The organism is Rhodococcus sp. MS16 (assembly GCF_013277795.1).
In the GTDB taxonomy this organism is placed as follows: domain Bacteria; phylum Actinomycetota; class Actinomycetes; order Mycobacteriales; family Mycobacteriaceae; genus Rhodococcus_F; species Rhodococcus_F globerula.
Genome location: NZ_VBTM01000008.1, coordinates 95203 through 116411, shown reverse-complemented (window position 1 = coordinate 116411; position 21209 = coordinate 95203). Strand labels below are relative to the sequence as shown.

Here is a 21209-nt window from a genome sequence, read left to right as displayed (position 1 = left end):
CGAAGTAGTTGTCACATCAGTGTTGTCAGGCGATGGCGAAGAAGGCCGGCGAGAAGTTCTGTTGTCCTTGCATCGAATCCGATCTCGGTGCATCGCTCGGCCCAGCCGTGTGCAGCTTTGGCCAGCGCGTCGATCATTCGGGTTACCGCGCGTTCGCGAAGTCCGAGCCGTAGTCCGGCGTCGATGAAGTTGGCGCGGGTCAGGCGATTGGCGCGCCCGTACAGGTTCATCGCCATCGGATCATTCCAGCCGGTGTACGGCTGAGTGCTGAGTAGATCGTAAGCCGGACTCGGTTGCCACAATGCGTTCGGCGCGTAGATCGACAGGTTCTTTCCGTGTAAGTCTCCATTGCCGATGATCCATGAAAAGACCACTGTGCGAAGCAATTCCAGTGTGGATGCAGATTTGGAGCCGCCGCCCGCTTCGCAGGCATCGGTAAGCGCCGTGATGGCAGTCTCGGTTTTCATCCGGTACTTGGACGCCGGATAGATGCCGGCAACTTGGCATGCATCCTCTTGAGCGATGCGGTGGCCATCGCGGCGGTCGAAACGCTCGACAAGTAACGCACTCCTGCCGTCGGCGTCGTGGAGAAGTCGAGTGGTCGGCACGCGTAGCCCACATGCTGCCGCCATTCTCATGAAAAAGTGTTCGTTCTCCGACAACAGTGGGAATCCAACGGGCGGAGTGAGTTTGAGGATCGCGGGCCCAGAGAGAGTGTTTGTCGGTACCGACCACATATTTGCACTGACCTTGGGTTGGGCTCCGGAAAGTGCAAGCGGATCTGCGTCGACCGAACCGGCCAGGCGATTGAATAGGCTGTGGAAGTTGGCGTCTCGTTCCGGCGCAAACATCGGTTGCGGTTCCGGTGGGACACTACCTGCGGGCACGATCCGCACATTTCCGATGGTGTCGGCGCCGACGGCTAATAGCAGAGTCAGATGGTCGTCGATCGAGGTTTTGGTCGAGGAAACTACCGCGCCGAGGCGAACACCCTCCGGGAGAAGGCCTGCGAAGAAGGGGGGAACCGCACCGCCGGTGGTGACCACGGGGTAGTGCCCATTCGCGAGCAACGACCATGACACTGAGTGAGATCGGATCGATGCCCCGGTCGATGACAGCGTGCTGTAGTCGAATTCGATCGTGTCGTTTGTTTGGCGTGTGAGGGTGGCAACCTGCACGTCGTCGATGTAGACGTCTGCATTGTCGATGTCCGTCAGCGTCGCGCTGAGAGGGCTGCTCATTGAGGCGCCTCGAGTTCAGCGATCGTGATTGGCTGCAGGCGCAGTCCGAGGGCGTCGGCAATTTCGACGATTGATGCCAGCTTCACGGATCCGGTGCCGTATTCGAGCGCTTGAACGCTGGATCGGGACACCCCGGCTAGGTCGGCGAGTGTTTGCTGGGTGAGTCGGAGTTGGACCCTGCGTTCGGCAAACAGCTCGCCTATGCGTGCAATTTCAGGCATAGGACTGCTGCGCGTCGGTGAACTTCTACGTGGCTGACTCATTGCCGCTCCTATGCCTTATTTTGCAAGCATAAGTCAGGGTGGGGTCGCAGGGCAATCTCAAATGCTCGTTATGCTTGCATTTTCGTGCATTAGCTTCCCCTTCGCAGGGTAGTCGAGGAGATCGCCCATCGGAGCGTCAACCTACCGACAGAGTTGGTGTTCCCCAGCTTTCAGACCAGCCTGATCGGAATTCAAGTCGTTTGGCGAGAAGAGTTTTCGGGTGTCGCTCGAACCTAGCTCCCAATATTGCTGTGACTCGACGTAGCATCCTGAATGTGGCTAGACGATCGGTAACAGTGAGATTTGATTCAGAGGAACTCGAGGCTCTCGAGGCTCTCCGGGAGCTTACGGGCGCGGACATATCCAGCGTCGTGCGCGAAGCAGTCATCGAGCACGCGAAGCGATGTGCCAGGCAGGCGCCGCCGCGCGATATCGGCGACAAGCGTAAGTCCCTGACCTTGAACGATGCCTTCGCGCGATACTCGGCGATGTGTGTTGAGCAGGAGCGGGAAGCCTCCTAAACCAAGGAGCGGTGGAGACATGACGTCCCCACCGCATTTCCCGGTTGTTGAATTATGAACGAACTAGAATCTTGACTGCTGTGTCGTTGTGTTCGATCAAGGTTGTGAAGCCTTCTGAAATCAACTCTTCGAGTTGAATGCGTCCGGTGATGAACGGGGCGAGGTCGACAACTCCGTCCTGAACCATTTTGATGACAGCTTCATGATCGCGGACGTACGCGATTGTTCCTCGCAGGTCGATCTCTTTGAGGACCAGCTTCTGCATGTCGATGGTCGCGGGCTTGCCCCAAATTGACACGTTGACAACCACTCCCGCGGGTCGAACGGTGTCGAGCATGGTGTCGAGCACTGCGTTGACGCCGGCACATTCGAATCCGATATCCGCGCCGATGCCATCGCTGATCTCGAGAACGCGGGCCTTCACGTCCTCGCTGCTCGGATCGATGACATAGTCAGCGACACCGCTGGACAGTGCCTTTTCTTTACGCGCACCGCTGAGTTCCGTGACGATCGTTGTTGCGCCAAGACCTTTGAGTACTGCGGCGACCAGCAGCCCGATAGGTCCGGCGCCTCCGACTATCGCGATGTCGCCACTTTGGGCGCCGCTACGAACGACGGCATGGTGTGCAACGCTCAACGGCTCGATCAGCGCAGCTTCGTCCAATGGGATGTTGCCGATCTTGTGAACCCAACGTCGGTCAACCACAACCTTTTCGCTGAGTCCGCCACCGCCGCCGGCCAATCCGATGAATCCCATCTGAGTGCACAGGTGATAGTTGCCGGCTTTACACGGAGCACATTCGTTGCAGACGAAATACGGTTCAACGACGACGTTTTCACCCACTTCGACGTCAGTCACGCCCTCGCCAACCTCTTCGACGGTGCCCGAGAATTCGTGCCCCATAGTGACTGGCGCGTTCTCATGAGAGAGGGGGTGGGGGTGGCCGGGCGCCGAGATGAAGATTGGACCCTCGAGGTACTCATGGAGATCGGTGCCACAAATCCCGCACCAGGCGACCTTCAATTTGACGGTACCTGGCCGCACTTCGGGCTCGGGAATGTCTTCGATTCGGATGTCTTTCTGACCGTGGAACCGTGCTGCCTTCATAGATCCGCACCTCACTTCGTTGTGAATCCGCTGGTAGATCAACGCTAGGACTCCGATGGTGGGGTGTGAAGGGTTGCAATGGATTGCAATTGTTGGAACCGGGAGAGCCTCCCGTGCGTCAAATGGTGTGAGATGCGTCGATGGAGGGGAGTGCGCTGTGAGGGAATGGGGCGCTTGTCTGTCGCTCGCAGCGACCGTTTTGCTCGGGGGATGCTCCTCGACAGTTGAAGGCGAGGCTGTTCGGCCTGAAGGCAACGAGGGACTATTCGACCCCTGTTCCGCGATCCAAGATGATGTGATCACGAGCCTTGGTGTTGACGCGTCGACCGAGGAGAACGGTGTTGCCGGGGTGAGTCAGGCAGAGTTCGTGATCTGTAGCTGGGCATCGGATTGGTATGAACTTGGCGTCTGGTCAACCTTTCATACCCTGGAGGATGTTCGACGCAATCCCGACGACACTGATATCCGTGACGCTTCTGCGGTAGGTGATGGGGCGATCACCTTTCGTGAGGTGTGGGATGTTGACGGGAGTACATGTTTTGTTGCGCTGCCCGCGGATCAGGGCGCGATATTTGTGAGAATTGATGCATATCAACAGGCTCAGTACCCGGAGGACATCTGCGGTCTGGCCACCAGGCAAGCGATTGCGCTTAAACCGTATCTGCCCAAATGACGCTGCATAGCTAGTGAAAGGGTCAACAGACATGGGGCATCCAATCGGTGACGGATTCCTGCTCAACAGCGATGCTGCCGAGCAGTTACACGCGGCATGTGAAGCGTGGAGTAGTGAACTCAAGGCGCTCAAGATCGACGCCGAGAAGCTTGGAACCCTTGGAGGATTTGGCACCCTCGGTTCGGCTGATGCTCTGAAATCGAAGTTCGAGAAGAAGGCTGTTGCTAGGACCGACTCACTAGTCAATGCGTTGGAAAGTCATATCGCAGTAGTCGATGACATGCGTGCGTACTTCCAGAAGTGCATAGAGGATGCTACGGAACAGGAGCAGGCGAATGTCGACTCACTCAGAAAGATAAGCCCGAGTAACTGAATCGTCCCGCACTACGCGGATTTCTGGCCTCTGATTTGTGAGGGATTACCAGTAGATGGGTGATCAAGAGAAAATGATAGTGGCTTTACGAGCTGCGGCGGAATCTGCAATGGAACAGCATGGTTACCTCTAGTTGGTCGGAGACTTACAAGCATCGCCGCGAATCCGAGAGTGGGGAATGAAGTTTGATGTGCGCACTCGCCACCTAGACTGCAGTCATGTTTTCGAACGAAGTTAGCCGTCGGAGCTTTGTCGTGGGAGCTGCCGCCGCGGCTGCCTCAACCCTTGGAATGACGAACGCGTCGGCTTCCGTTCCAGCTTCAGTGAATCCGACTATCACTGCGCGCCAAAGGTTCTTCGGGCCCGAGAATGTTGATCCATCGACCGGCGAAGTGGATTCGTCAAAGACGATTCTTTCGTGGTTCGGTGTCACGAATTTTGCGATGGCCATCGCGGGCAACGTCGTTCTACTGGACGCATGGGTTCCTCGAGGCGAGTTCTCGAACTATGTACCGACCAGCCCTGAAGAACTGGCGGCGCTAGCTCCGAGCCACATCCTGATTGGTCATGGGCATTTCGATCACGCCGCTGACGCTGCCGAAATTGCCTCGATGTGTGGAGCAACCATCGTTGGAACAGACGAGCATTGCAGTCAGATCGCAGAGCAAGCCACAACTGAGCTCCGAACGCTGCCGCTGGATTCTGACCGAACTGACTTCTCGCTATCCAACGGTGTTGCCGTGCACTCTGTTCGGCACTTGCACTCCGCGCTGCGGGCCCCGCGAGGCGAGCAGTCGCCACTCGTTCTTGTGCCCGATTTCAGTCCGGCCATCGAACATCCGCCGACACCTCACGACACTGCACACCTGGCATCGCATTTCAACGACGCCGAGGGTGGATCGTTGCTCTACCAGTTCGTGATCGGTGACTTCGTACTGACCTGGCACGACAGCACAGGGCCGCTCTTCACCGACGCCCCGGAGATCCTGGAGGCTATGCGAGCGTTGCCGGCGTCCACAGTTCAGATCGGGTCTATTCAGGGTTACAACCAATACTCGAACGGGCTCAGCGACCCGCTCGACTACATCCGAGCACTGCGGCCTTCGCTCTTCGTTCCGGCGCACCATGACAATTGGCTCGCGCCGCTCTCCGCGCCGGCCGTCGCGTACGAAGAGAGACTGCTTCAAGCGCTTGCAGGCTTGCCGACGTCACCCGAACTACGACTGCTCACCGATCCGGCAGACTATGTCCAGCCTTCACGGCTCACGTTCGACATACCGGTGAAGTGACAGACGTAGATTCAGATTCAGTGGATGTGCTCCTGCCAATCAGCTGGCACTCGGCCGGCCGGACCAGGAACCGGCTGGTTGGTGGGATGCGAAGTGGGCGGGGCTAATTCAGGTCCGTCGTAGGCTTCCTGCGTTTCGAAGCTCCAGAACCAATCCTCGCCAGGCTCGAAGCTCTGCATGAAGGGGTGCTTGGTAGCCGCGGCGTGAGCGCTGGCATGTTGTGATGGCGATGAGTCACAACATCCGATGTGACCGCACTGAGTACATCGACGCAGATGCACCCACCAACCGCCAGCAGCGTCGCATTCGACGCACCCGGCACCGCTCGGCGGCACACTCGGATCAATTCCAGCTGGAAGTCCGTCGGTCATGGTCAGTCCCTTCGTTGAAGTGGCTCTGCTTATTCATCGTGCGCGCCGAGTCGGGCGTGCGCTACTCGGCATCGTCGACATGGTTGCGCTCTGGTCCAGAGATCGGCAGGAGAACACGGAAGCGGGTGTCCCCGGGTTCGGATGTGACCCGAAGTTCACCGTGATGTTTGCCGACAACGATTCTCCACGAAATGTCCAGGCCCAAGCCCGTTCCCTCGCCGACCGGTTTCGTGGTGAAGAAGGGCTGGAAGATTCTGTCGATGACGTCGTCGGGGATTCCCGATCCTGTATCGCAGATTTCGATGCAGACTCGATCGCCGTCGCGGCTGGTGCGAACAGTCAAGGTCCCAGTGCCATCCATAGCAGCGACAGCGTTGTCGATCAGATTGGTCCACACTTGATTGAGTTCGCCTGCATACGCATCGATGGGTGGGAGTGCCCGGTCGTATTCCTTGACGACGGCGATGTCACCGATTTTCTGTCCCAACATGATCAGCGTGCTGTCAAGCAATTCGTGAACGTCGATGGTCTGGAAGGGCGCGCGGTCCATTTGCGAATACTGTTTGGCCGCACCGACAAGCGTGGAGATTCGGGTGGTGGAATCGGCGATCTCGTTCATCAGTAGCTCAGACTCGATGGTGTAGTTCAACCAACGGATTGCCCCCTCGAGCACGGACTCGTCCACTGCTGCGGCAACAGTCTCCAGCCAGTTGGTGTCGAGGCCAGCTTGGACGAAGGTTGGTGCTAGGTCCCAACCTTCGCGGATGGAATGGTCCTCGAACCATTCACCCAGGGAGTCTTCTCGATCGGATGCTTCAAGGGGGGTGAGCGTCGGAGCCTTGGCAACAACTTCGGCGACTTCCTCTTGCATATGCATGAGGGTGACAAGTGAGTCGCGATCGTAGAAGCCTGAGGCGATCATCCCCAGTTTGCGCCGCATGCCGGCGACGCGTTCACGCAACGACGCGGTCGCCCGCACTGCTGCGGCTGCGGGATTGTTCAGTTCGTGGGTCAATCCGGCGGAGAGGGAGCCGAGGGCGAGAAGACGCTCACGTTGATCCATGATCTGGCGGGTGTTCTGGTTCCCGAAGAACACTCCTTCGAGAAGGTGCACAGCCATCGGAAACCATTCGCGCACTACAGCGCCGAACTTGTCGGCGTCGAGAACGAAGAAGGTCGACGGCTTCGTTACGCGCAGCGACGCCGAATAGATTTGCGGGACACGATCACCCAAGTACGACGTCCAACCGCCGGAGTAGACGCCTCTCTGGGAGGTGCGCACCATCTCGATGTCTTCGCCGCCGGAGAGTTTCGACATGATCAGCTCGCCCTCGATCAGGACGTAGAAGCACGATGCCGGGTCGCCTTCGAGGTAGACCTGGCCGCGGTCGATTTCAGTGATGTGGCCACTCTGGCAGAGTGTTTCGAGTTGATCGTCGGTGAGCTCCTCGAACAGGAACAGTGTGCGAAGAAGTTCTGGACTGCATTCTGGGACAGACATCAAATCTCCCTATTGTTGAGCGAGATAGCGGTGGACGAACATCACGGCCATCGCTCCTTCACCGACAGCCGACGCGACCCGCTTGGCTGATTCGGCGTGCACGTCACCGGCGACAAAGACTCCGGGAACACTGGTTTCGAGGTGGTGGGGTGCTCGGTCGAGGGGCCACCCTTGCGGTGTGATGCCGTCGGCGGCGAGGTCGGGGCCGGCGACGATAAATCCATGTCGATCGCGAACAACAACGTCGCCGAGCCAATCCGTCAGCGGAGCGGCGCCGATGAAGATGAACAGCCAATGTGCGTCGACGATCTCTTCTTCACCAGTTGCTCTGTTCAGCAGCGTGATTCGCTCGAGGTGATCGTCACCGTCAGCGGCGATTACTTCGGTGCAGGCGCGAACCGATATCTTCGGATTTTTCTCGATCTGCTGAATCAGGTAGTAGGACATGGATGCTTCGAGTGAAGCGCCCCGGATGAGGATCGTGACGGATCGTGCACCGCGTGAAAGATAAACAGCTGCTTGGCCGGCGGAGTTTGCCCCACCCACGATGTAGACATCCTGCTCGCTACATCGCGCGGCTTCGGTGACAGAAGATCCGTAATACACGCCTCGGCCGGTGAACGTGTCGAGACCGGGAGCCGAAAGTTGACGGTACGAAACACCCGTGGCCAAGATGACAGAATGCGCATCAACGGATGTGCCGTCGTCGAAACGAACTGTGCGGGCAGAGCCGTTGATTTCGAGACCCGTCACATCGCGGGCTGTGATGACCTCAGCGCCGAACTTTGTTGCCTGCCTCCGCGCGCGATCGGCCAACTGTGATCCGGAAACACCGTCCGGGAAGCCGAGATAATTCTCGATACGAGAGCTTTGACCGGCCTGTCCACCTGTGGCGCGTCGTTCGATGAGGACAGTTCGCAAACCCTCCGAAGCTCCATAGAGAGCAGCACCCAACCCCGCCGGTCCACCGCCGATCACGACCAAATCGTAGAAGTCCTCGGACAGGGTGGTGCTCAGGCCGAGTTTGTCCGCGAGTTCGGTGTCCGTCGGCTCAACCAGTACGTCACCATTCGGAGCAATGACGACGGGAAGGTTCAATTCGTCAACTCCTGCGGCGGTGAGGAGTCGTTGTCCTTCAGGCTCGTCCGACATGTACCAACGGTATGCAAGTTGATTGCGTGCCAGGAACTCTCGAACATCAGAGGATCGTCCCGACCAACGATGGCCGACGACTTTGGTCTCCTCGGCAGGATGGTGACTGGAACCGGCCCACGCGTCGAGGAGAGCGTCGATGACCGGGTAGAGCTTTTCTTCCGGTGGGTCCCAGGGTTTGAGCAGGTAGTGATCGAGGTCGACGACGTTGATGGCGTCGATCGCGGCCTCGGTATCTGCATACGCAGTGAGCAGAACGCGTCGAGCTATCGGGTAGAGATCCATTGCCTGCTCGAGGAATTCGATTCCGCTCAAACCGGGCATGCGGTAGTCGGCGACGATAACGGCGACAGCGTCCCCGCGAAGCTTCATTTCGCGCAGAGTTTCGAGCGCCTGATCGCCCGATTCGGCGCGGATGATCCGATATTTCTCGCCGTAGCGTTTACGAAGGTCGCGGACGACGGCGCGGGAAACCCCGGGGTCGTCGTCCACGCTGAGGATAGCTGGTTTGGCAGGTGCTTTCGGCGCGCTCACTCGGTGCCCTCCCGACGTTGTAGTCAACCCCTCCAGTATGCGACTGTCACGAGCAGCGTCAATCGCTACAGATGCGCTGCAAGCGAACATGGGGACGTGAACTGGGAATTTGTCGGTAGCGGGAACCGATTGAGTCGCCGGCGCATCAAATAGAGTGAGTTCATACCGAAGGGGGCCCGATGAGAATGTCGATGGGGGGTCGGCTTCTCGTGGCAGGGATATTGGTATGGGCTCTGGTCGGATGCGGCTCAGCCGTGGAGGGGGAGGCTGAGCCGCTATCCGGTCAAGCGGGACTATTCGATCCGTGTACGGACATTCCGGACCGGGCGATTGAGGATGTTGGTCTTGATCCGTTGACAAAGGAAAGAGATCTGGTTGGCGTCGAAGAACTCGGATGGAAGATCTGCTCGTGGACGGGGCCGTGGTATTTCGTTGTCGTTCTGTCGAACGTGTACTCATTGCGAGATGTTCGCGATAACACGGATTTCACTGGATTCGACGATATTCAAATCGGCCAGAGACAAGGAATTCAGTACTCGCGAGTTCACGATCAAGTTGGTGCGTCCTGCTACATCGCGACGCCAGTTAAGCAGGGTTCGATCTGGCTTCGAGTCTCCGGGATGGGCCTACATCCGATCGAAGAGTCCACGTGCACGCTCGCGACGCGATATGGAGCCGAACTTGAAACTTATTGGCCACGTTGAAGACCAAATGAAAGATGGGAACTGTTGTGGCTAATCCTGATGGGCCCTCAGATGGCTCGCAACTCTCACGATGGGCAACTTGGAAAGGCGAAGTTGAAGGCGGTGCGATCTCAGTGGACTTTGAAGTTGCGCGCAAACTCCGTGACAGTTGTAGGGCGTACCGGGCGGAGTTAGATGTTGCGCTTCGTAAGGTTGAGTCGGCGTCAAATGTGAAGGGAATGGGCACGCTTCAATCGGGAATGGACCTGGCACGCAAATTCTCCCTGAAAGCATCTGGAGGCGAGGACTCGCTCGAGAAGTCGCTCCTCAGTCACATCGATGTTCTCAAGGAGATGGAAGCGTACTTTCAGGCATGCGTGACCCGCTATTTCGCTGTTGAGGCGGAGAATATGGATCGTCTAGCGCGGCATGAAGTATCGGGTTCCTAGATTGGCGCGGCTTCGACTTATGCTGGGAGCCATTGTCATTGGGTTGTTTGCGGTGGGGTGTGGTTCAACCGTGGAGGGTGAGCCTGAGCGTGCGTCTGGTCAGGAGGGATTGTTCAACGCCTGTACGGACATCCCGGACTCAGTGATCGAACAAGTCGGCCTCAACCCTTTGACAAAGGACATCGACATTGATGGCGTCGAGCAGCCCGGATGGAAGATGTGTTCTTGGACCGCGTCGTGGTATTTCTTCACAATCATGGCGACGGATTACACACTTGATGATGTACGGAACAGACCGGATTACACGAAATTCGATGAGACGAATATTGGTGATCGAGCCGGACTGTGGTTTCGGCGGGAATCTGACGAAACCATCGACGGATGCTACCTGGCGTTTGCGACATCCAAAGGTTCCGTGTGGCTCAACATTGAAGCAAAGGCGGGCACACCTCACGAAAGTTCTACCTGTGGTCTTGTCGAAAGCTTTGCATTGCAACTCGTTTCATCATTGCCCCGATGAATCTCTGAGAGGTAGGTCCAATGGCGAGTCAGGGCAGCGGCGAACTGTTCGTCGATCCGAACGTGGCCAAACCAATGGTTGTAGCTTGTGATGCGTGGATCGGTGAGCTGCAATTGATGGTCAAGCATTGCGAGCGACTCAGTGATGTGAGGGGGATGGGAACCCTACAGTCAGGGCTCGATCTGGCCGCAAAATTCTCGCGTAAAGCGCGCGACGGCGGTGTCGGGGACTCGTTGGAGAAATCTCTCGACAGTCACATCGCTGTGGTGAAGGAGATGCGAGCCTATTTCCAAGCCTGCATCAACCGCTATGAATCCGTGGACACGGAGAACGCCGCCGCCCATGGGAGGCGCGAGATCCCCGAATAGGCACAAAAAATCTCGCTGAGCCGGAGGGCATCCGACTCAGCGAGACTGTGGAACGACTAGGCGGTGGGCAGAGACTTCAGCGAGGTGACCGTAGCGTCCACGGCGCGCGCTGCTTCGGCGCCCTTCTTCACGAAATGGGTGCTGAAGTAATCGACATGCTCGGCATGCTCGTGGAAGTTGTGCGGCGTCAGAACGACCGAGAAAACCGGAACATCAGTATCAAGCTGCACTCGCATCAAACCATCGATGACGGCGGTCGCCACAAAATCGTGGCGGTAGATGCCACCGTCGACGACGAGGCCAGCAGCAACAATTGCCTGGTAACGGCCCGTCTGCGCCAAACGGCGCGCATGTAGCGGGATCTCGAAAGCGCCCGGCACCTCGAAGAAATCGACTGAATCGCGGGCGTAGCCCAAACCGACTATTTCGTCTGTGAATCCGTCACGTGCACGGTCCACGATGTTGCGATGCCACGTCGCCTGAATGAACGCGATGCGCTGTCCCTGGATGTCACTCATAACGACAAAACTACTGCACCAGGAAGCGTCGTCGCGAATGCATGTCTCAATCCTGCTGCCGCGGGAACGCCGTGGAGCGCCCCCAGCCTGCATCGTTGGTGAGGTGCTCGAGCAGCGGCTGGATTCGGTAGGGAAGAGGATTGGTCAGCGCGATCGTGGTGGTGGAATGAGTGACACCCGGAAGGCTGACGATCTGCTCCGCCAACTTCTGCAGCGCAGCGTGAGTGGAGGTGGCTACCCGCACCAGCAGATCTTCGCGTCCCGTGGTGGCGTGAATTTCGATCACCTCGGGCAACTCGGCCAAGCTCCTCGCGATGGCGCTGATCTTTCCCTGCTCCAGTTCGAGGCCCACAAATGCCTGGATGGGGATGCCAACTTCGGGGAGATCGAGATTGGGGCGGAACCCGGTGAGAATTCCGCCTGATTCCATGCGCTTCATCCGAGCCTGGACAGTGTTCCGGGCGACTCCCAACGAGTTCGCGAGTTCGGCGACACTCATGCGCGAATCCTTGCTGAGCAATCCGAGTAGCTGGACGTCGAGCTTGTCGATGCTGAGCACTTTGTGAACCTTTCTTCAGTGATCGAGGTCACTGGATGATCGTATTGCTTAGTTCAATAGATTTGCATTGACCAAATCGTAGCTCAGGAAGAGCATTGGTTCTACGAATTGCTCAGCGGAACAGTTTGCGTAGATCACTGTACCCATCGACGATTCGTCTCGATCTCACGCCTGTGTCGTACAAGTCCTTTGGAAAGGTCTATCTCACAATGACTCTCACCGCCGAGCCTGTGAACTCCGCCCACATCTCCGACGACACCGCCGGCGTATTCGATCGCGCAGACTATCTTCGCGATTACCCACACGAGCAGGTGAGCTTCTTCCAGGATCCGGCGAGTGGACTCAAGGCGATTGTTGCAATCCACTCCACGACGCTCGGGCCGGCGCTCGGCGGCACCCGGTTCTACCCGTACGCGGACGAATCTTCCGCTGTCACAGACGTTTTGCGGCTCTCTCGCGGAATGACCTACAAGGCCGCAGTTGCGGGTGTTGATCTGGGCGGCGGAAAGGCCGTCATCATCGGCGACCCGGCAACGGCGAAGTCTGCCGAATTGCTCGGCGCCTACGCAAAATTCGTTCAGACACTCGGCGGCCGCTACATCACGGCCGGAGATGTGGGAACCAACTCGGACGATCTCGACGTGATCGGGCTCGGAACGGACTTCGTGGTGGGTCGCAATGCGAAGGCAGGTGGCTCGGGCGACAGCGCGCCGATGACGGCCCTCGGCGTTTTCCAGTCACTGTTGGCGGCTGCGCAGGCTCACTGGGGCTCGCGTGATCTGGCCGGAAAGACGGTGGGAGTCGAGGGCACCGGCAAGGTTGGGTACGAACTCATCAAGCTGCTCCTGGCCGACGGCGCGACCGTGCTGGCCACTGATGTCAACGCGACGGCACTCGACCGCGTGAAGGCGGATTTCCCGCAGGCGCAGATCGTGGACAGTGTCATCGACGCCGATCTCGATGTTTATGCGCCCTGCGCAATGGGTGCGACGCTTTCGCACGCCACAGCAGAGGCAATCACAGCCGCGGTGATCTGCGGCGCAGCCAACAATCAGCTGACCGAACCCGAGGTCGAGTCCGTTCTGAGCGAGCGCGGCATCACGTGGGTACCTGATTATGTCGCCAACGGTGGTGGCCTCATTCAGGTTGCGGGCGAGCTGAAAGAGCATACGGCTGAGCAGGTCAGGGCTCAGGTGGAGAAGATTTTCGACACGGTAGCCGAGATTCTTGCCAAGGCGAAGGCTGAAGCAATCCTCGCGGGCGATGCAGCAGACTCCGTCGCCGAGGCGCGTATCGCACAGGCAGTTCGTTTGCGCACGGCGAGCTGAGACGCCCCGCGCGAGGTCATTAATTCGGCCGGTCCCGGCTAGTGTGGAACCAGACAGGCAGATGTGCAGAACTGGAACACGCGAGCCGGGACCGGCCGCAGTGCGTCGAACGCCCTATCCGCTCCATGTCCGACGCCGGAAGGGCCTTTGATGACCGAACAGTACGTTGTGTGGACCGAGAACGATACCGAGCGCCGTGCGCTCTGGGGGTCCACGAGCGGGGCACCGGCCCCCAAGCGGATACTGGTCGCAGACGACACGATGAAGGCGGACGAAGCCTACCGATTGGCGTGCGAGGGAACAGCCCTTCTATGGCGCGGTGACTTCCAGAATGCGCGTCAACTGTCCAAGGCTGTGGCTGCCCGGATGGATCGCAAACCGCGCAGAGACTCGGATAATCCGGCACAGGCCTTCCATCTTCACCGCCAGACACAGGGCCGGCGCGCACAGATTCTCGGCATGCTCCTGATTCCCCTCGACGCGGATCTCTCGATCCCATTGCGTCGTGCGCCCGACGCACACGTAGCGTTCACCGAGGCATTCGGCGTCACGGATCAGCCGTCGGTTCGTTCGCTGCGTGATCTGTTGGGTGCAATCGGCGCGCACGAGTGGAACCGCAAAGGCGTTCTGATTCCCGCGTTGGACGCTCGGATACATCCGGCATTCGGAGTGTTCTCGCCCGTGCGCGGTGAGTACATCGACCTGGTGGCCGCTGCGCCGTTGCCGTCGACCGAAAGCGCTTTCGACATCGGTACCGGCACGGGGGTGTTGGCCGCTGTGCTCGCTGCGCGTGGAGTCACAGAAGTGACGGCGACGGATCAAGATCCCCGGGCCCTGCAGTGCGCGCGGTCCAACCTCGACAGGTTGGGTTACAGCGATCAGGTGACAGTGATCGAGGCGGATCTGTTCCCGGAAGGTGTTGCGCCACTAGTGGTCTGCAATCCGCCGTGGATTCCGGCCAAGGCAACCTCACCGATCGAGTACGCGATTTACGACCCGGCCGGAGCGATGTTGAAAGGCTTTCTGACCGGAGTGGGGGATCATCTCGCGGAGGGCGGCGAGGCCTGGCTGATTCTCTCCGATATCGCCGAACACCTGGGCCTGCGCACGCGGACCGAACTGCACGCGATGATCGCAGCAGGTGGATTGACGGTGATCGATCGCATCGACGTCAAACCGACGCACGCCAAGGTGAGTGACCGAACGGACGCTCTGCATGCCGCGCGTGCGCGTGAAACCACCTCGTTGTGGCGGCTTCGTCGACGCTGAATTTCCGACGTCAGGACGGGTCGTCGAACAGCGTTTCCTGAGTGGGGTCGGCAAATAACCCCATTTGTTCGGGCTGCGGTTTTGCCGGCGGATCTGACTTGGCATCGGGCAGCACAACCAGACGAAGTGCGCCGCGCAGCCGATCGACCATGCGTTCCCACGTACTTACCTGATCATTGAATCCGGCGGCTTCTTCAGCGTCGTCGCGGCTGTGTGCGTCGACGGCTTGGCTCCGCAACTGGATCTGCCACTCGTTGCTGATGTGGAGCAACTGCAGGATCAGGTCGCGGTCGCGTCCGCACACGTCGGCGACGGCCTCGAGGTCATCGGCAACATCGAGATCGAGATGAAGCAGCGTCTCGAGTTCCGGCGGCAGATCTTCCATGGTGAGCTCGGGTTGAAGTGTGCCCGACTCGCCGCCCTTGTTCGCGAAGAAGAGATCGCCGCCCAAGCGCGACGCGAACTCGTCGTCGACGGTACGAAGGAACGACGTCAACGAGGCGCACGTATCGGTGAGATGTTTGGGCACAAACGGTGAGCCCGCGACTTCGAGGAAGACGGACAACCTGTCGTCGATCAGAACGAACTTGATCCGGGACCATTTGCGGTTGAGGTCCGCGATGACCTCGCTGGCGCGGGTGCGATCGCTGATGTCCTGTACCAGCGGTGAGAACAGTTGAACGTCAAGCGAATCCGAGAGCGGTCCGACGAACATGACGGTGGAGCCGACGCGAATGGGGATGTCTCCGTCGCTGTCGCGTTCGGGGAGGCTGCCGAGCATGGGAACCAGGGCAAGGGTGACAAGTTCTTTGAGATGGTCGACGTCGTTGGGCAGGTACGCCGCAGCGGGATCGAGCAGCGGTAACTCGTCGACGGTGGTGGCCGACGGATCGAAATCCGGTGTCAGCTGATTGCCGGTGAGATCACTGGACAGAAACGCCGGGTGATGGACACCGAAAACCGTGCGAAATGCCGCAACGGTCATCGAAGCCAGTTGGTCCGACCAGTTCTGCCTCTTGTCGACGCAGAAGGCGGGGGAGCTGTTGTCGGTATCGGGACCGTCCGACGGGGGAGCCCAGCCGAGCGCGACGAGAGTCTCGAGGCCGGACTCGTCGAGGGCGAACCGCGGGTGCAGAAAATTGTTGGAGGGAACCTCACACCGCACCATGTCGGTGTCCCAGATCAGGAACTGGACGCAGGGCGCTCCGCCTTCAGCGGTGTCGATGTCGGAGGTTGCAGCCTCGACAGCAAGGACGTCACCGTCCACCATGATCGAGATGTGGTCGGCCAGGCGTGCCTGAAATTCCGCCCACGCTCGGTCGACACTGATATCGAGGTCGAATCCGTGCACGGCCATCAGTCACCTCCTAACGCAACGCTGAGACCTATACGGTAACGCGAGGTGCCGACAAAGCAGCTGTTTGCAGGTAGGGGATGTAACGCCGGTCACCGTGATAGTTCACGGCGAATGTCTCAGTCTCCGCTGGACGGGCGCTCTGAATCGATGGTGACGACCGGGATTCCTGTGCTGGTCGGGACCGTCGTAGAAGTCACGGTTCCGGACGGGCGCGCGCTCGACGGCGTCGCTGACGCAGGAGTGGACGAAGCAGGCGTCGATGACACCGCAGTGGTGGAACTGGTGCTTGATACAGCAGTGGTGGACGTTGTCGTCGACGCCACTACGGATGTCAGCGGTACGTTGCGCGGGGCCGTGAGCTCGGGTGCGACCTGCCACGTCGGTGTCGGTGGAATCACGACGGTAGGTACGACTATCGAGGTGTAGAACGAGGCAGGTTCGATATCCGCGAGTGAGTCGACGGTGACGGTGGAAACCAACGCGGGCGGGGTGACGATCGGGCCGCCGCCGCCGAATGCTCCGGCTGCTCCACCGAAGAGGAAGCCGGAAGCGACAGAAATGCCGGCAACTGTGAGCGCGCCGACCATGACAGTTCTGTCTCTCATGCACAACCTGTTCTCCGGGAGCAGTACGCAAAGCACTGTAGGCGAAATCGAACAGTAGTGGCACATCGAAAACTATTGGGTGGGACGCGAATAAGTGTGTTGTAGAACACAAAGGCCGCTTCATGTGCAAAACCCCGGGCGTTGAACGCCCGGGGCCTCGCGGCGAAACAGGCTATGCCGGGAGGGTCAAAACCTGGCCGGCGTTGATGAGATCCGGGTTGGCAATACCGTTGGCATCGGCGATGCGCTGGTACTGGTTGCCGTCGCCGTAGAAGCGCTCGGCGATCGCCCAGAGAGTGTCGCCGCCCTCGACGGTGTAGGTCTGCGCTGCCGGAGCGGCGGGAGCCGGTTCGGGCTCCGGTGCTGCCGGGGCAGGCTCCGGGGTGGGCTCAGGTGCGGGAGCTGCGACGGCGGTGTCAGTGGACCACAGGATGCGGTCGCCTGCGGACAGAACGACGTTGCGATCGTTCTGCACCGAGAGGGAGACCCCTTCGTTGCCGGAGGTCTGCGATGCCCAGACTGCGTCCCCGTCCTTGTAGAGGACGAAGTTGCCGTCGGCCTGCACGTCCGCGCGGTTAGCGCCGGATCCGTTTGTGCCGGCTGCCCAGACTGCGCGGCCGTCCTCGGAGAGAACCAGGTTGCCGTCTTCCTGCAGGGTGAGGGCGTAGGAACCGTTGTCGGACTTGAGTTCCTGGCCGATAGCGAGACTCTGGCCTGACTGCAGTGTGCTCACACTGTCCCTTTCCAAATCTGTTGCGGTGGGGTCCTGCCACGCAAGCATCACTCGCCAGTTACCTTGCGGTGAGTGGTTGCGTAGGCGGTCCACACTACGTTACCGGAGAGTTTTGTGGAACGTCCGACACACATACTTGAATTTCGGCGAGCGCGATCTCTCTGGTAGTGAGCAGTTTTGGTCGCCGAGAGATTTTTCCGGGGGTTGACCTGGGCGTCGATCAATCGGTCTGGCCTGAACACTCGGTGAACTGCGTGTGACTCTCAGCTTATCTTCAGTAATCGCCAGGAGGGGACTGATCGGACAACGCGGCCAAAGTCTCGCTGTGCAGCACCCGGAGCAATTCGCGCTCGACCGCGGCAAATTCTGGCGAGGTGATCATGTCCAGTTCGCGGGGACGCGGAAGTGGCACGTCGACGACGCGTTTGACCGTGGCGGGCCTTGCGGAGAGAACGACGACGCGATCGGACAGATAGATGGCCTCACGAATGTCGTGGGTGATCATCAGAACTGTCCACATATACTGCTGCCACACATCCTGGAGCCAGGACTGCATTTCGGTTCGGGTCAACGAGTCGAGGGCGCCGAACGGTTCGTCGAGCAGCAGAACGGGCTTGCCCTGAACTACGGTGCGCAGCAGGGCAGCCCGCTGGCGCATGCCTCCCGACAGCTGCGACGGAGTGGCATTCTCGAAACCCGATAGTCCGAAGGCGGCAAACAGCTCTCGTGCCTTGTTGCGTGCGGTTTTCCGCGGCACACCCTGTACTTCGAGTCCCAGTGCGGTGTTGTCGAGAACCGAACGCCACGGAAACAGGAGATCCTTCTGAGGCATGTAGGCAGTCGGGATGCCGCTTCCCGAGTCCGGTAGACCAACGTTGACGGTTCCCGACGTGGGTGTTTCGAGTCCGGCCAGGACATTGAAGATGGTGCTCTTGCCGCATCCACTCGGTCCGATGATCGACACGAATTCGCCTGGGGCAGCGTAGAATGACACGTCGTCGAGAACCTGTCGCGTGTCTGCCCGGGTGCTGAATTCCTTGCTGAGTGAGGCCACGTCGACAATGCGTTCGGTGCTCATCGCGGTGTCCTTTCGCTCAGAGCCCACGGCGCAACGACGCGTTCCACCGCAAAGGTCAGTAGGTACAAGGTGACACTGATCAGAGCGGTCACCAGAACCGCAGCAAGGACCAGGTCGGTGCGGAAGGAATTCTTCTGGGTGCTCATGTAGATGCCCAAACCGGAGGTCGCGCCGACGTATTCGGAGAACACCGCCCCCACGACGGCGTAGGTGATACCGATGCGCAGCGCCGTGAAGAACCGTGGAATTGCCGACGGGAGTCGCACGTACCGGAATTCTTGCCAGCGGGAGGCACCCATGCTGCGCAGGAGGGCACCGGCTTCACGATCGGCCGCGGCAAAACCCTCGATCAAACCGATAGTCATCGGGAAGAACGTTGCCAGCGCGATCACCAGAACCTTCGGCAACAGTCCGAATCCGAACCAGATGATCATGAGTGGGGCGATCGCGATGATCGGCAACGTCTGCGAGACGACAAACAGTGGAACCAACGCGCGCGAGAGCCATGGTGAAAAGTCCACCACCACAGCAAGAATCCATGCGAGTGCCAAAGAGACGGAGAATCCGATCAGCGTCACCTGAAGCGTCGACAACGCATGGCCGGAGATCACGTCGCGGTTGTTCCACCCCTGCGAGAGCACTCGGCCCGGCGACGGCAGAACTTGGGGACGGATACCGCTGACATCGACGTAGATCTGCCAGGCCGCAACGAGCAGGATCACCACGGCGAGCGCAGGCAACGCTCGCCGTGTGACGGATCCCCATCGAGTCGCCACTTCAGGGCGCGTCGAGGTACTCATTGGTGAAGTATTCCGACCAATTCGGTTTCTGAGTCAGCGTATTGCCGTCCGGGCCTGCCAGTAGGCCGTTGTCGAAGAGGAAACCCGAATAGCCGGACCATGTTTCGAGATTCTGGGTTCCGACAACGCCGTTTGCGTCCAACATGTAATCAGCGGCAAGCATCCGTTGGCTGTCCCGCACGAGGTCCTCGTCGGTGAAGGCGCCGGGATTGGCATCGATGAGATCCTGTGCAGCGCGATCGGGATCCTCGGCGGCGGTCTGATATCCGCGCTGCACGGCCTTGACGAACTTGGCAGCTTCCTCGGGGTGATCCTTCATCCACTGCTGATTACCGTTGATCACAATGGAATACGCGTCGGGAAATCCGTAATCGGTGTACTGGAAGTAGCGCATCGGGGTTCCGTTGCGCTCCGCTTCGAGACCTTCCCACGCAAAGTAGGACACCGTGAAATCAGCCTGCCCCGAATACACGGCTTCGTAGGCCGACGTACCCAACGTGACGGTCGTGAAGTCGCCGGTCCCGCCGTCATTGCGAATCACCTGTTGCAGCGTTTCGACCTCGCCGGGATCGCCGAAGCCGGCGTAGACCTTGCCGTCGAGATCTCGCGGACGGGTGATGTCCGATCGGTCGGCTTTGACGCCGATTCCCGTGGCACGGTGCTGAAGTGGCGCGATGACGGAGACAGTGTCCGCGCCCGCAGCGCGAGCGAACGTCGCCTGGCTCTGGGTGCTGATCCCGAACTCGGCGTTGCCGGCATCCACCAGGGTGTCGGGGGAGGTGTTGTTGTAGGGAAGGATCGACACGTCCAGTCCGGCGTCGTCGAAGTAGCCCTCCTGCATCGCGACGTAGAGCCCGGTGTGGTTGGTGTTCGGAGTCCAGTCGAGTGCAAACCGGATGGCATCCGAAGATTCTGTGCCACTGGAACATCCACTGATCATGGTCAGTGTGGCTGCGAGAGCTGCGGTCGTGGCGAGAACACGCCTTACCGAGATCATGACGCGGGCCAAGGCTGCGGGTGCAATGCCGAATCCCAGAACATCAGCTCGAATCGACTTGCGATTCGGAACGCCTCGCTCATCGCTTCTCGATCTGCTTCGGTACCGGCGTCGGCTGCTGCGTCGACGAGCTCCCGTGCCTTCGCGACGGACTCGTGGAACTCCGGCGCGTCGTAGGTGCTGACCCACTGCGCGTAGGGATGCGTCGGATCTGCGTCCAGAACTTCCCGCGCCGACGCGGCCAGGTCGCGGCCGACCTCGGCGTAAATCCAGAAGCAGGGGAGTACCGCAGCGGCCGAGACGGCGTACGGCGCGGTGGCGGCAGTCGCGATCAGATAGGACACGTATCCCAAGCAGGCTTGTGAATGCTCGAGTCGACTGGTCTCGGCCGGCAGAATCCCGCCGGTGAGAAGGCCGTCGTGCAGTGACGACTCGACCGTGGCTGCCGTGGATGCGGAGTTGGACCAGAATCCCGCTGCCTGCGGGTTCGGTGCGTGAGCGGCGACAAGAGACAGCGCTTGGGAGTACCCCTCGAGATAGAGCTTGTCTTGCTCGATGTAGGTGCGGAACGCGTCGAGCGGCAAGGTGCCGTCGCCGAGTCGGCGCAGGAATTCGAGTGAGTCGATGGACTCACGCAGCACTTTTGTCTCGTCCCAGAGGCGGTCGGTGAATCGGTCCGAAGTCGATTCGATGAGCGCCGTGTTCGAGACGGACGTATTTTCGGCAGAACTGTATGCAGGCTGTGTGGTAGCCATGACATCCCTTCGTCAGCATTACCTGATCAGGTTCCCGGGTTTGATCTCAGCCCCGCCCATGCGGAGCACCCCGTGTCAGAACAAGGCGACCTTAACACCGCCGCTTTTCGTTGCTCGTCCCCACCTCTCGGAAATTGGTAGGTTTGGGACAGATTCTCTCAAAG

Annotated in this window: 23 protein-coding genes and 1 riboswitch; of the genes, 8 read left to right on the top strand and 15 right to left on the bottom strand. The window is 59.5% G+C overall.

The genetic code is table 11. The annotated features are described in order from the left end of the window. Positions 1–11: 11 nt before the first annotated feature. Both FEZ60_RS19935 and FEZ60_RS19930 read right to left on the bottom strand, forming a co-directional pair. Positions 12–1241, bottom strand: a complete 1230-nt coding sequence (locus FEZ60_RS19935) for a type II toxin-antitoxin system HipA family toxin (protein ID WP_172936823.1) — start codon at positions 1239–1241, stop codon at positions 12–14. Further along, on the bottom strand, positions 1238–1504 hold the full coding sequence (locus tag FEZ60_RS19930) for a helix-turn-helix domain-containing protein (RefSeq protein WP_033236027.1): 267 nt from the start codon (positions 1502–1504) through the stop codon (positions 1238–1240). Before FEZ60_RS19930 ends, FEZ60_RS19935 begins: the two co-directional genes overlap by 4 nt. A 296-nt stretch (positions 1505–1800) precedes the next feature. Here FEZ60_RS19930 and FEZ60_RS19925 point away from each other — a divergent pair, with 296 nt between their 5' ends. Continuing rightward, positions 1801–2025, top strand: a complete 225-nt coding sequence (locus tag FEZ60_RS19925; RefSeq protein WP_033236028.1) for a hypothetical protein — start codon at positions 1801–1803, stop codon at positions 2023–2025. Between the two features lie 52 nt (positions 2026–2077). Here FEZ60_RS19925 and FEZ60_RS19920 read toward each other — a convergent pair whose 3' ends face one another. Further along, on the bottom strand, positions 2078–3133 hold the full coding sequence (locus FEZ60_RS19920) for a 2,3-butanediol dehydrogenase (protein ID WP_116104330.1): 1056 nt from the start codon (positions 3131–3133) through the stop codon (positions 2078–2080). A gap of 157 nt (positions 3134–3290) precedes the next feature. Between FEZ60_RS19920 and FEZ60_RS19915 the strand changes: the two genes are divergently transcribed. The 3 genes from FEZ60_RS19915 (at position 3291) to FEZ60_RS19905 (ending at position 5468) form a co-directional block, all read left to right on the top strand. After that, positions 3291–3806, top strand: a complete 516-nt coding sequence (locus FEZ60_RS19915) for a DUF3558 domain-containing protein (protein WP_172936822.1) — start codon at positions 3291–3293, stop codon at positions 3804–3806. 31 nt (positions 3807–3837) lie between these two features. After that, on the top strand, positions 3838–4179 hold the full coding sequence (locus FEZ60_RS19910) for a hypothetical protein (RefSeq protein WP_172936821.1): 342 nt from the start codon (positions 3838–3840) through the stop codon (positions 4177–4179). 392 nt (positions 4180–4571) lie between these two features. Beyond that, the gene (locus tag FEZ60_RS19905; RefSeq protein ID WP_172936820.1) at positions 4572–5468 is read left to right on the top strand and encodes an MBL fold metallo-hydrolase; all 897 of its coding nucleotides are present in this window, start codon (positions 4572–4574) and stop codon (positions 5466–5468) included. 17 nt (positions 5469–5485) lie between these two features. On the opposite strand, the gene FEZ60_RS19900 is transcribed toward FEZ60_RS19905, so the two are convergent. The 3 genes from FEZ60_RS19900 to FEZ60_RS19890 all read right to left on the bottom strand — a co-directional run bounded on the left by FEZ60_RS19900 (position 5486) and on the right by FEZ60_RS19890 (position 9026). Further along, a complete protein-coding gene (locus FEZ60_RS19900) occupies positions 5486–5839 on the bottom strand; it encodes a UBP-type zinc finger domain-containing protein (protein ID WP_095888600.1) in 354 nt (117 codons plus the stop codon). Positions 5840–5900: 61 nt separating this feature from the next. Beyond that, positions 5901–7340, bottom strand: coding sequence for an ATP-binding protein (locus FEZ60_RS19895; RefSeq protein ID WP_095888601.1), 1440 nt, complete (start codon positions 7338–7340; stop codon positions 5901–5903). Between the two features lie 9 nt (positions 7341–7349). Then, positions 7350–9026: an FAD-dependent oxidoreductase gene (locus tag FEZ60_RS19890; RefSeq protein WP_095888602.1), complete on the bottom strand. Its 1677-nt coding sequence runs from the start codon at positions 9024–9026 to the stop codon at positions 7350–7352. Between the two features lie 1151 nt (positions 9027–10177). On the opposite strand from FEZ60_RS19890, the gene FEZ60_RS19880 reads away from it, so the two are divergent. Next, positions 10178–10678, top strand: a complete 501-nt coding sequence (locus tag FEZ60_RS19880) for a DUF3558 domain-containing protein (protein ID WP_172936818.1) — start codon at positions 10178–10180, stop codon at positions 10676–10678. A 20-nt stretch (positions 10679–10698) separates the two neighbouring features. After that, entirely contained in the window at positions 10699–11046 is a 348-nt protein-coding gene (locus tag FEZ60_RS19875; RefSeq protein ID WP_242484722.1) for a hypothetical protein, read from the top strand. A 56-nt stretch (positions 11047–11102) separates the two neighbouring features. Here FEZ60_RS19875 and FEZ60_RS19870 read toward each other — a convergent pair whose 3' ends face one another. Together FEZ60_RS19870 and FEZ60_RS19865 are read right to left on the bottom strand one after the other, a co-directional pair. Continuing rightward, complete coding sequence (locus FEZ60_RS19870) at positions 11103–11564, bottom strand: 6,7-dimethyl-8-ribityllumazine synthase (RefSeq protein ID WP_033236033.1); 462 nt, start codon at positions 11562–11564, stop codon at positions 11103–11105. A 46-nt stretch (positions 11565–11610) separates the two neighbouring features. Next, a complete protein-coding gene (locus FEZ60_RS19865) occupies positions 11611–12123 on the bottom strand; it encodes an Lrp/AsnC family transcriptional regulator (RefSeq protein ID WP_033236034.1) in 513 nt (170 codons plus the stop codon). A gap of 209 nt (positions 12124–12332) precedes the next feature. Between FEZ60_RS19865 and FEZ60_RS19860 the strand changes: the two genes are divergently transcribed. Both FEZ60_RS19860 and FEZ60_RS19855 read left to right on the top strand, forming a co-directional pair. Further along, entirely contained in the window at positions 12333–13451 is a 1119-nt protein-coding gene (locus tag FEZ60_RS19860; protein ID WP_172936817.1) for a Glu/Leu/Phe/Val dehydrogenase dimerization domain-containing protein, read from the top strand. A 150-nt stretch (positions 13452–13601) separates the two neighbouring features. After that, a complete protein-coding gene (locus FEZ60_RS19855) occupies positions 13602–14720 on the top strand; it encodes a class I SAM-dependent methyltransferase (protein WP_172936816.1) in 1119 nt (372 codons plus the stop codon). A 10-nt stretch (positions 14721–14730) separates the two neighbouring features. On the opposite strand, the gene FEZ60_RS19850 is transcribed toward FEZ60_RS19855, so the two are convergent. The 7 genes from FEZ60_RS19850 to FEZ60_RS19820 all read right to left on the bottom strand — a co-directional run bounded on the left by FEZ60_RS19850 (position 14731) and on the right by FEZ60_RS19820 (position 21045). Continuing rightward, positions 14731–16077, bottom strand: a complete 1347-nt coding sequence (locus FEZ60_RS19850) for a hypothetical protein (RefSeq protein WP_045071423.1) — start codon at positions 16075–16077, stop codon at positions 14731–14733. Between the two features lie 116 nt (positions 16078–16193). Beyond that, positions 16194–16682 carry a hypothetical protein gene (locus FEZ60_RS19845; protein WP_045071422.1) on the bottom strand — a complete coding sequence of 163 codons (489 nt, stop codon included), beginning with the start codon at positions 16680–16682 and terminating at the stop codon, positions 16194–16196. A 172-nt stretch (positions 16683–16854) separates the two neighbouring features. Next, entirely contained in the window at positions 16855–17463 is a 609-nt protein-coding gene (locus FEZ60_RS19840; RefSeq protein ID WP_172936815.1) for a LysM peptidoglycan-binding domain-containing protein, read from the bottom strand. A 226-nt stretch (positions 17464–17689) separates the two neighbouring features. Further along, a complete protein-coding gene (locus FEZ60_RS19835) occupies positions 17690–18493 on the bottom strand; it encodes an ABC transporter ATP-binding protein (RefSeq protein WP_172936814.1) in 804 nt (267 codons plus the stop codon). Then, positions 18490–19293: an ABC transporter permease gene (locus FEZ60_RS19830; protein ID WP_172936813.1), complete on the bottom strand. Its 804-nt coding sequence runs from the start codon at positions 19291–19293 to the stop codon at positions 18490–18492. Before FEZ60_RS19830 ends, FEZ60_RS19835 begins: the two co-directional genes overlap by 4 nt. After that, positions 19271–20290, bottom strand: coding sequence for an ABC transporter substrate-binding protein (locus FEZ60_RS19825; RefSeq protein ID WP_045071414.1), 1020 nt, complete (start codon positions 20288–20290; stop codon positions 19271–19273). The genes FEZ60_RS19830 and FEZ60_RS19825 overlap by 23 nt, the downstream gene beginning before the upstream one ends. Beyond that, positions 20287–21045, bottom strand: coding sequence for a TenA family protein (locus FEZ60_RS19820; protein ID WP_172936812.1), 759 nt, complete (start codon positions 21043–21045; stop codon positions 20287–20289). The genes FEZ60_RS19825 and FEZ60_RS19820 overlap by 4 nt, the downstream gene beginning before the upstream one ends. Continuing rightward, positions 21033–21128: riboswitch (TPP riboswitch) on the bottom strand. Its footprint overlaps the gene before it by 13 nt. Between the last annotated feature and the right edge of the window lie 81 nt (positions 21129–21209).

What these genes read in the sequence shown, in the direction of transcription:
- FEZ60_RS19835 (WP_172936814.1), bottom strand. Translation starts at nt 18,493, where the DNA reads ATGAGCACCGAACGCATTGTCGACGTGGCCTCACTCAGCAAGGAATTC.
- FEZ60_RS19935 (WP_172936823.1), bottom strand. Translation starts at nt 1,241, where the DNA reads ATGAGCAGCCCTCTCAGCGCGACGCTGACGGACATCGACAATGCAGAC.
- FEZ60_RS19840 (WP_172936815.1), bottom strand. Translation starts at nt 17,463, where the DNA reads ATGCTTGCGTGGCAGGACCCCACCGCAACAGATTTGGAAAGGGACAGT.
- FEZ60_RS19895 (WP_095888601.1), bottom strand. Translation starts at nt 7,340, where the DNA reads ATGTCTGTCCCAGAATGCAGTCCAGAACTTCTTCGCACACTGTTCCTG.
- FEZ60_RS19920 (WP_116104330.1), bottom strand. Translation starts at nt 3,133, where the DNA reads ATGAAGGCAGCACGGTTCCACGGTCAGAAAGACATCCGAATCGAAGAC.
- FEZ60_RS19870 (WP_033236033.1), bottom strand. Translation starts at nt 11,564, where the DNA reads ATGAGTGACATCCAGGGACAGCGCATCGCGTTCATTCAGGCGACGTGG.
- FEZ60_RS19880 (WP_172936818.1), top strand. Translation starts at nt 10,178, where the DNA reads ATGCTGGGAGCCATTGTCATTGGGTTGTTTGCGGTGGGGTGTGGTTCA.
- FEZ60_RS19875 (WP_242484722.1), top strand. Translation starts at nt 10,699, where the DNA reads ATGGCGAGTCAGGGCAGCGGCGAACTGTTCGTCGATCCGAACGTGGCC.
- FEZ60_RS19930 (WP_033236027.1), bottom strand. Translation starts at nt 1,504, where the DNA reads ATGAGTCAGCCACGTAGAAGTTCACCGACGCGCAGCAGTCCTATGCCT.
- FEZ60_RS19855 (WP_172936816.1), top strand. Translation starts at nt 13,602, where the DNA reads ATGACCGAACAGTACGTTGTGTGGACCGAGAACGATACCGAGCGCCGT.
- FEZ60_RS19860 (WP_172936817.1), top strand. Translation starts at nt 12,333, where the DNA reads ATGACTCTCACCGCCGAGCCTGTGAACTCCGCCCACATCTCCGACGAC.
- FEZ60_RS19820 (WP_172936812.1), bottom strand. Translation starts at nt 21,045, where the DNA reads ATGGCTACCACACAGCCTGCATACAGTTCTGCCGAAAATACGTCCGTC.
- FEZ60_RS19850 (WP_045071423.1), bottom strand. Translation starts at nt 16,077, where the DNA reads ATGGCCGTGCACGGATTCGACCTCGATATCAGTGTCGACCGAGCGTGG.
- FEZ60_RS19825 (WP_045071414.1), bottom strand. Translation starts at nt 20,290, where the DNA reads ATGATCTCGGTAAGGCGTGTTCTCGCCACGACCGCAGCTCTCGCAGCC.
- FEZ60_RS19910 (WP_172936821.1), top strand. Translation starts at nt 3,838, where the DNA reads ATGGGGCATCCAATCGGTGACGGATTCCTGCTCAACAGCGATGCTGCC.
- FEZ60_RS19845 (WP_045071422.1), bottom strand. Translation starts at nt 16,682, where the DNA reads ATGAGAGACAGAACTGTCATGGTCGGCGCGCTCACAGTTGCCGGCATT.
- FEZ60_RS19900 (WP_095888600.1), bottom strand. Translation starts at nt 5,839, where the DNA reads ATGACCGACGGACTTCCAGCTGGAATTGATCCGAGTGTGCCGCCGAGC.
- FEZ60_RS19830 (WP_172936813.1), bottom strand. Translation starts at nt 19,293, where the DNA reads ATGAGTACCTCGACGCGCCCTGAAGTGGCGACTCGATGGGGATCCGTC.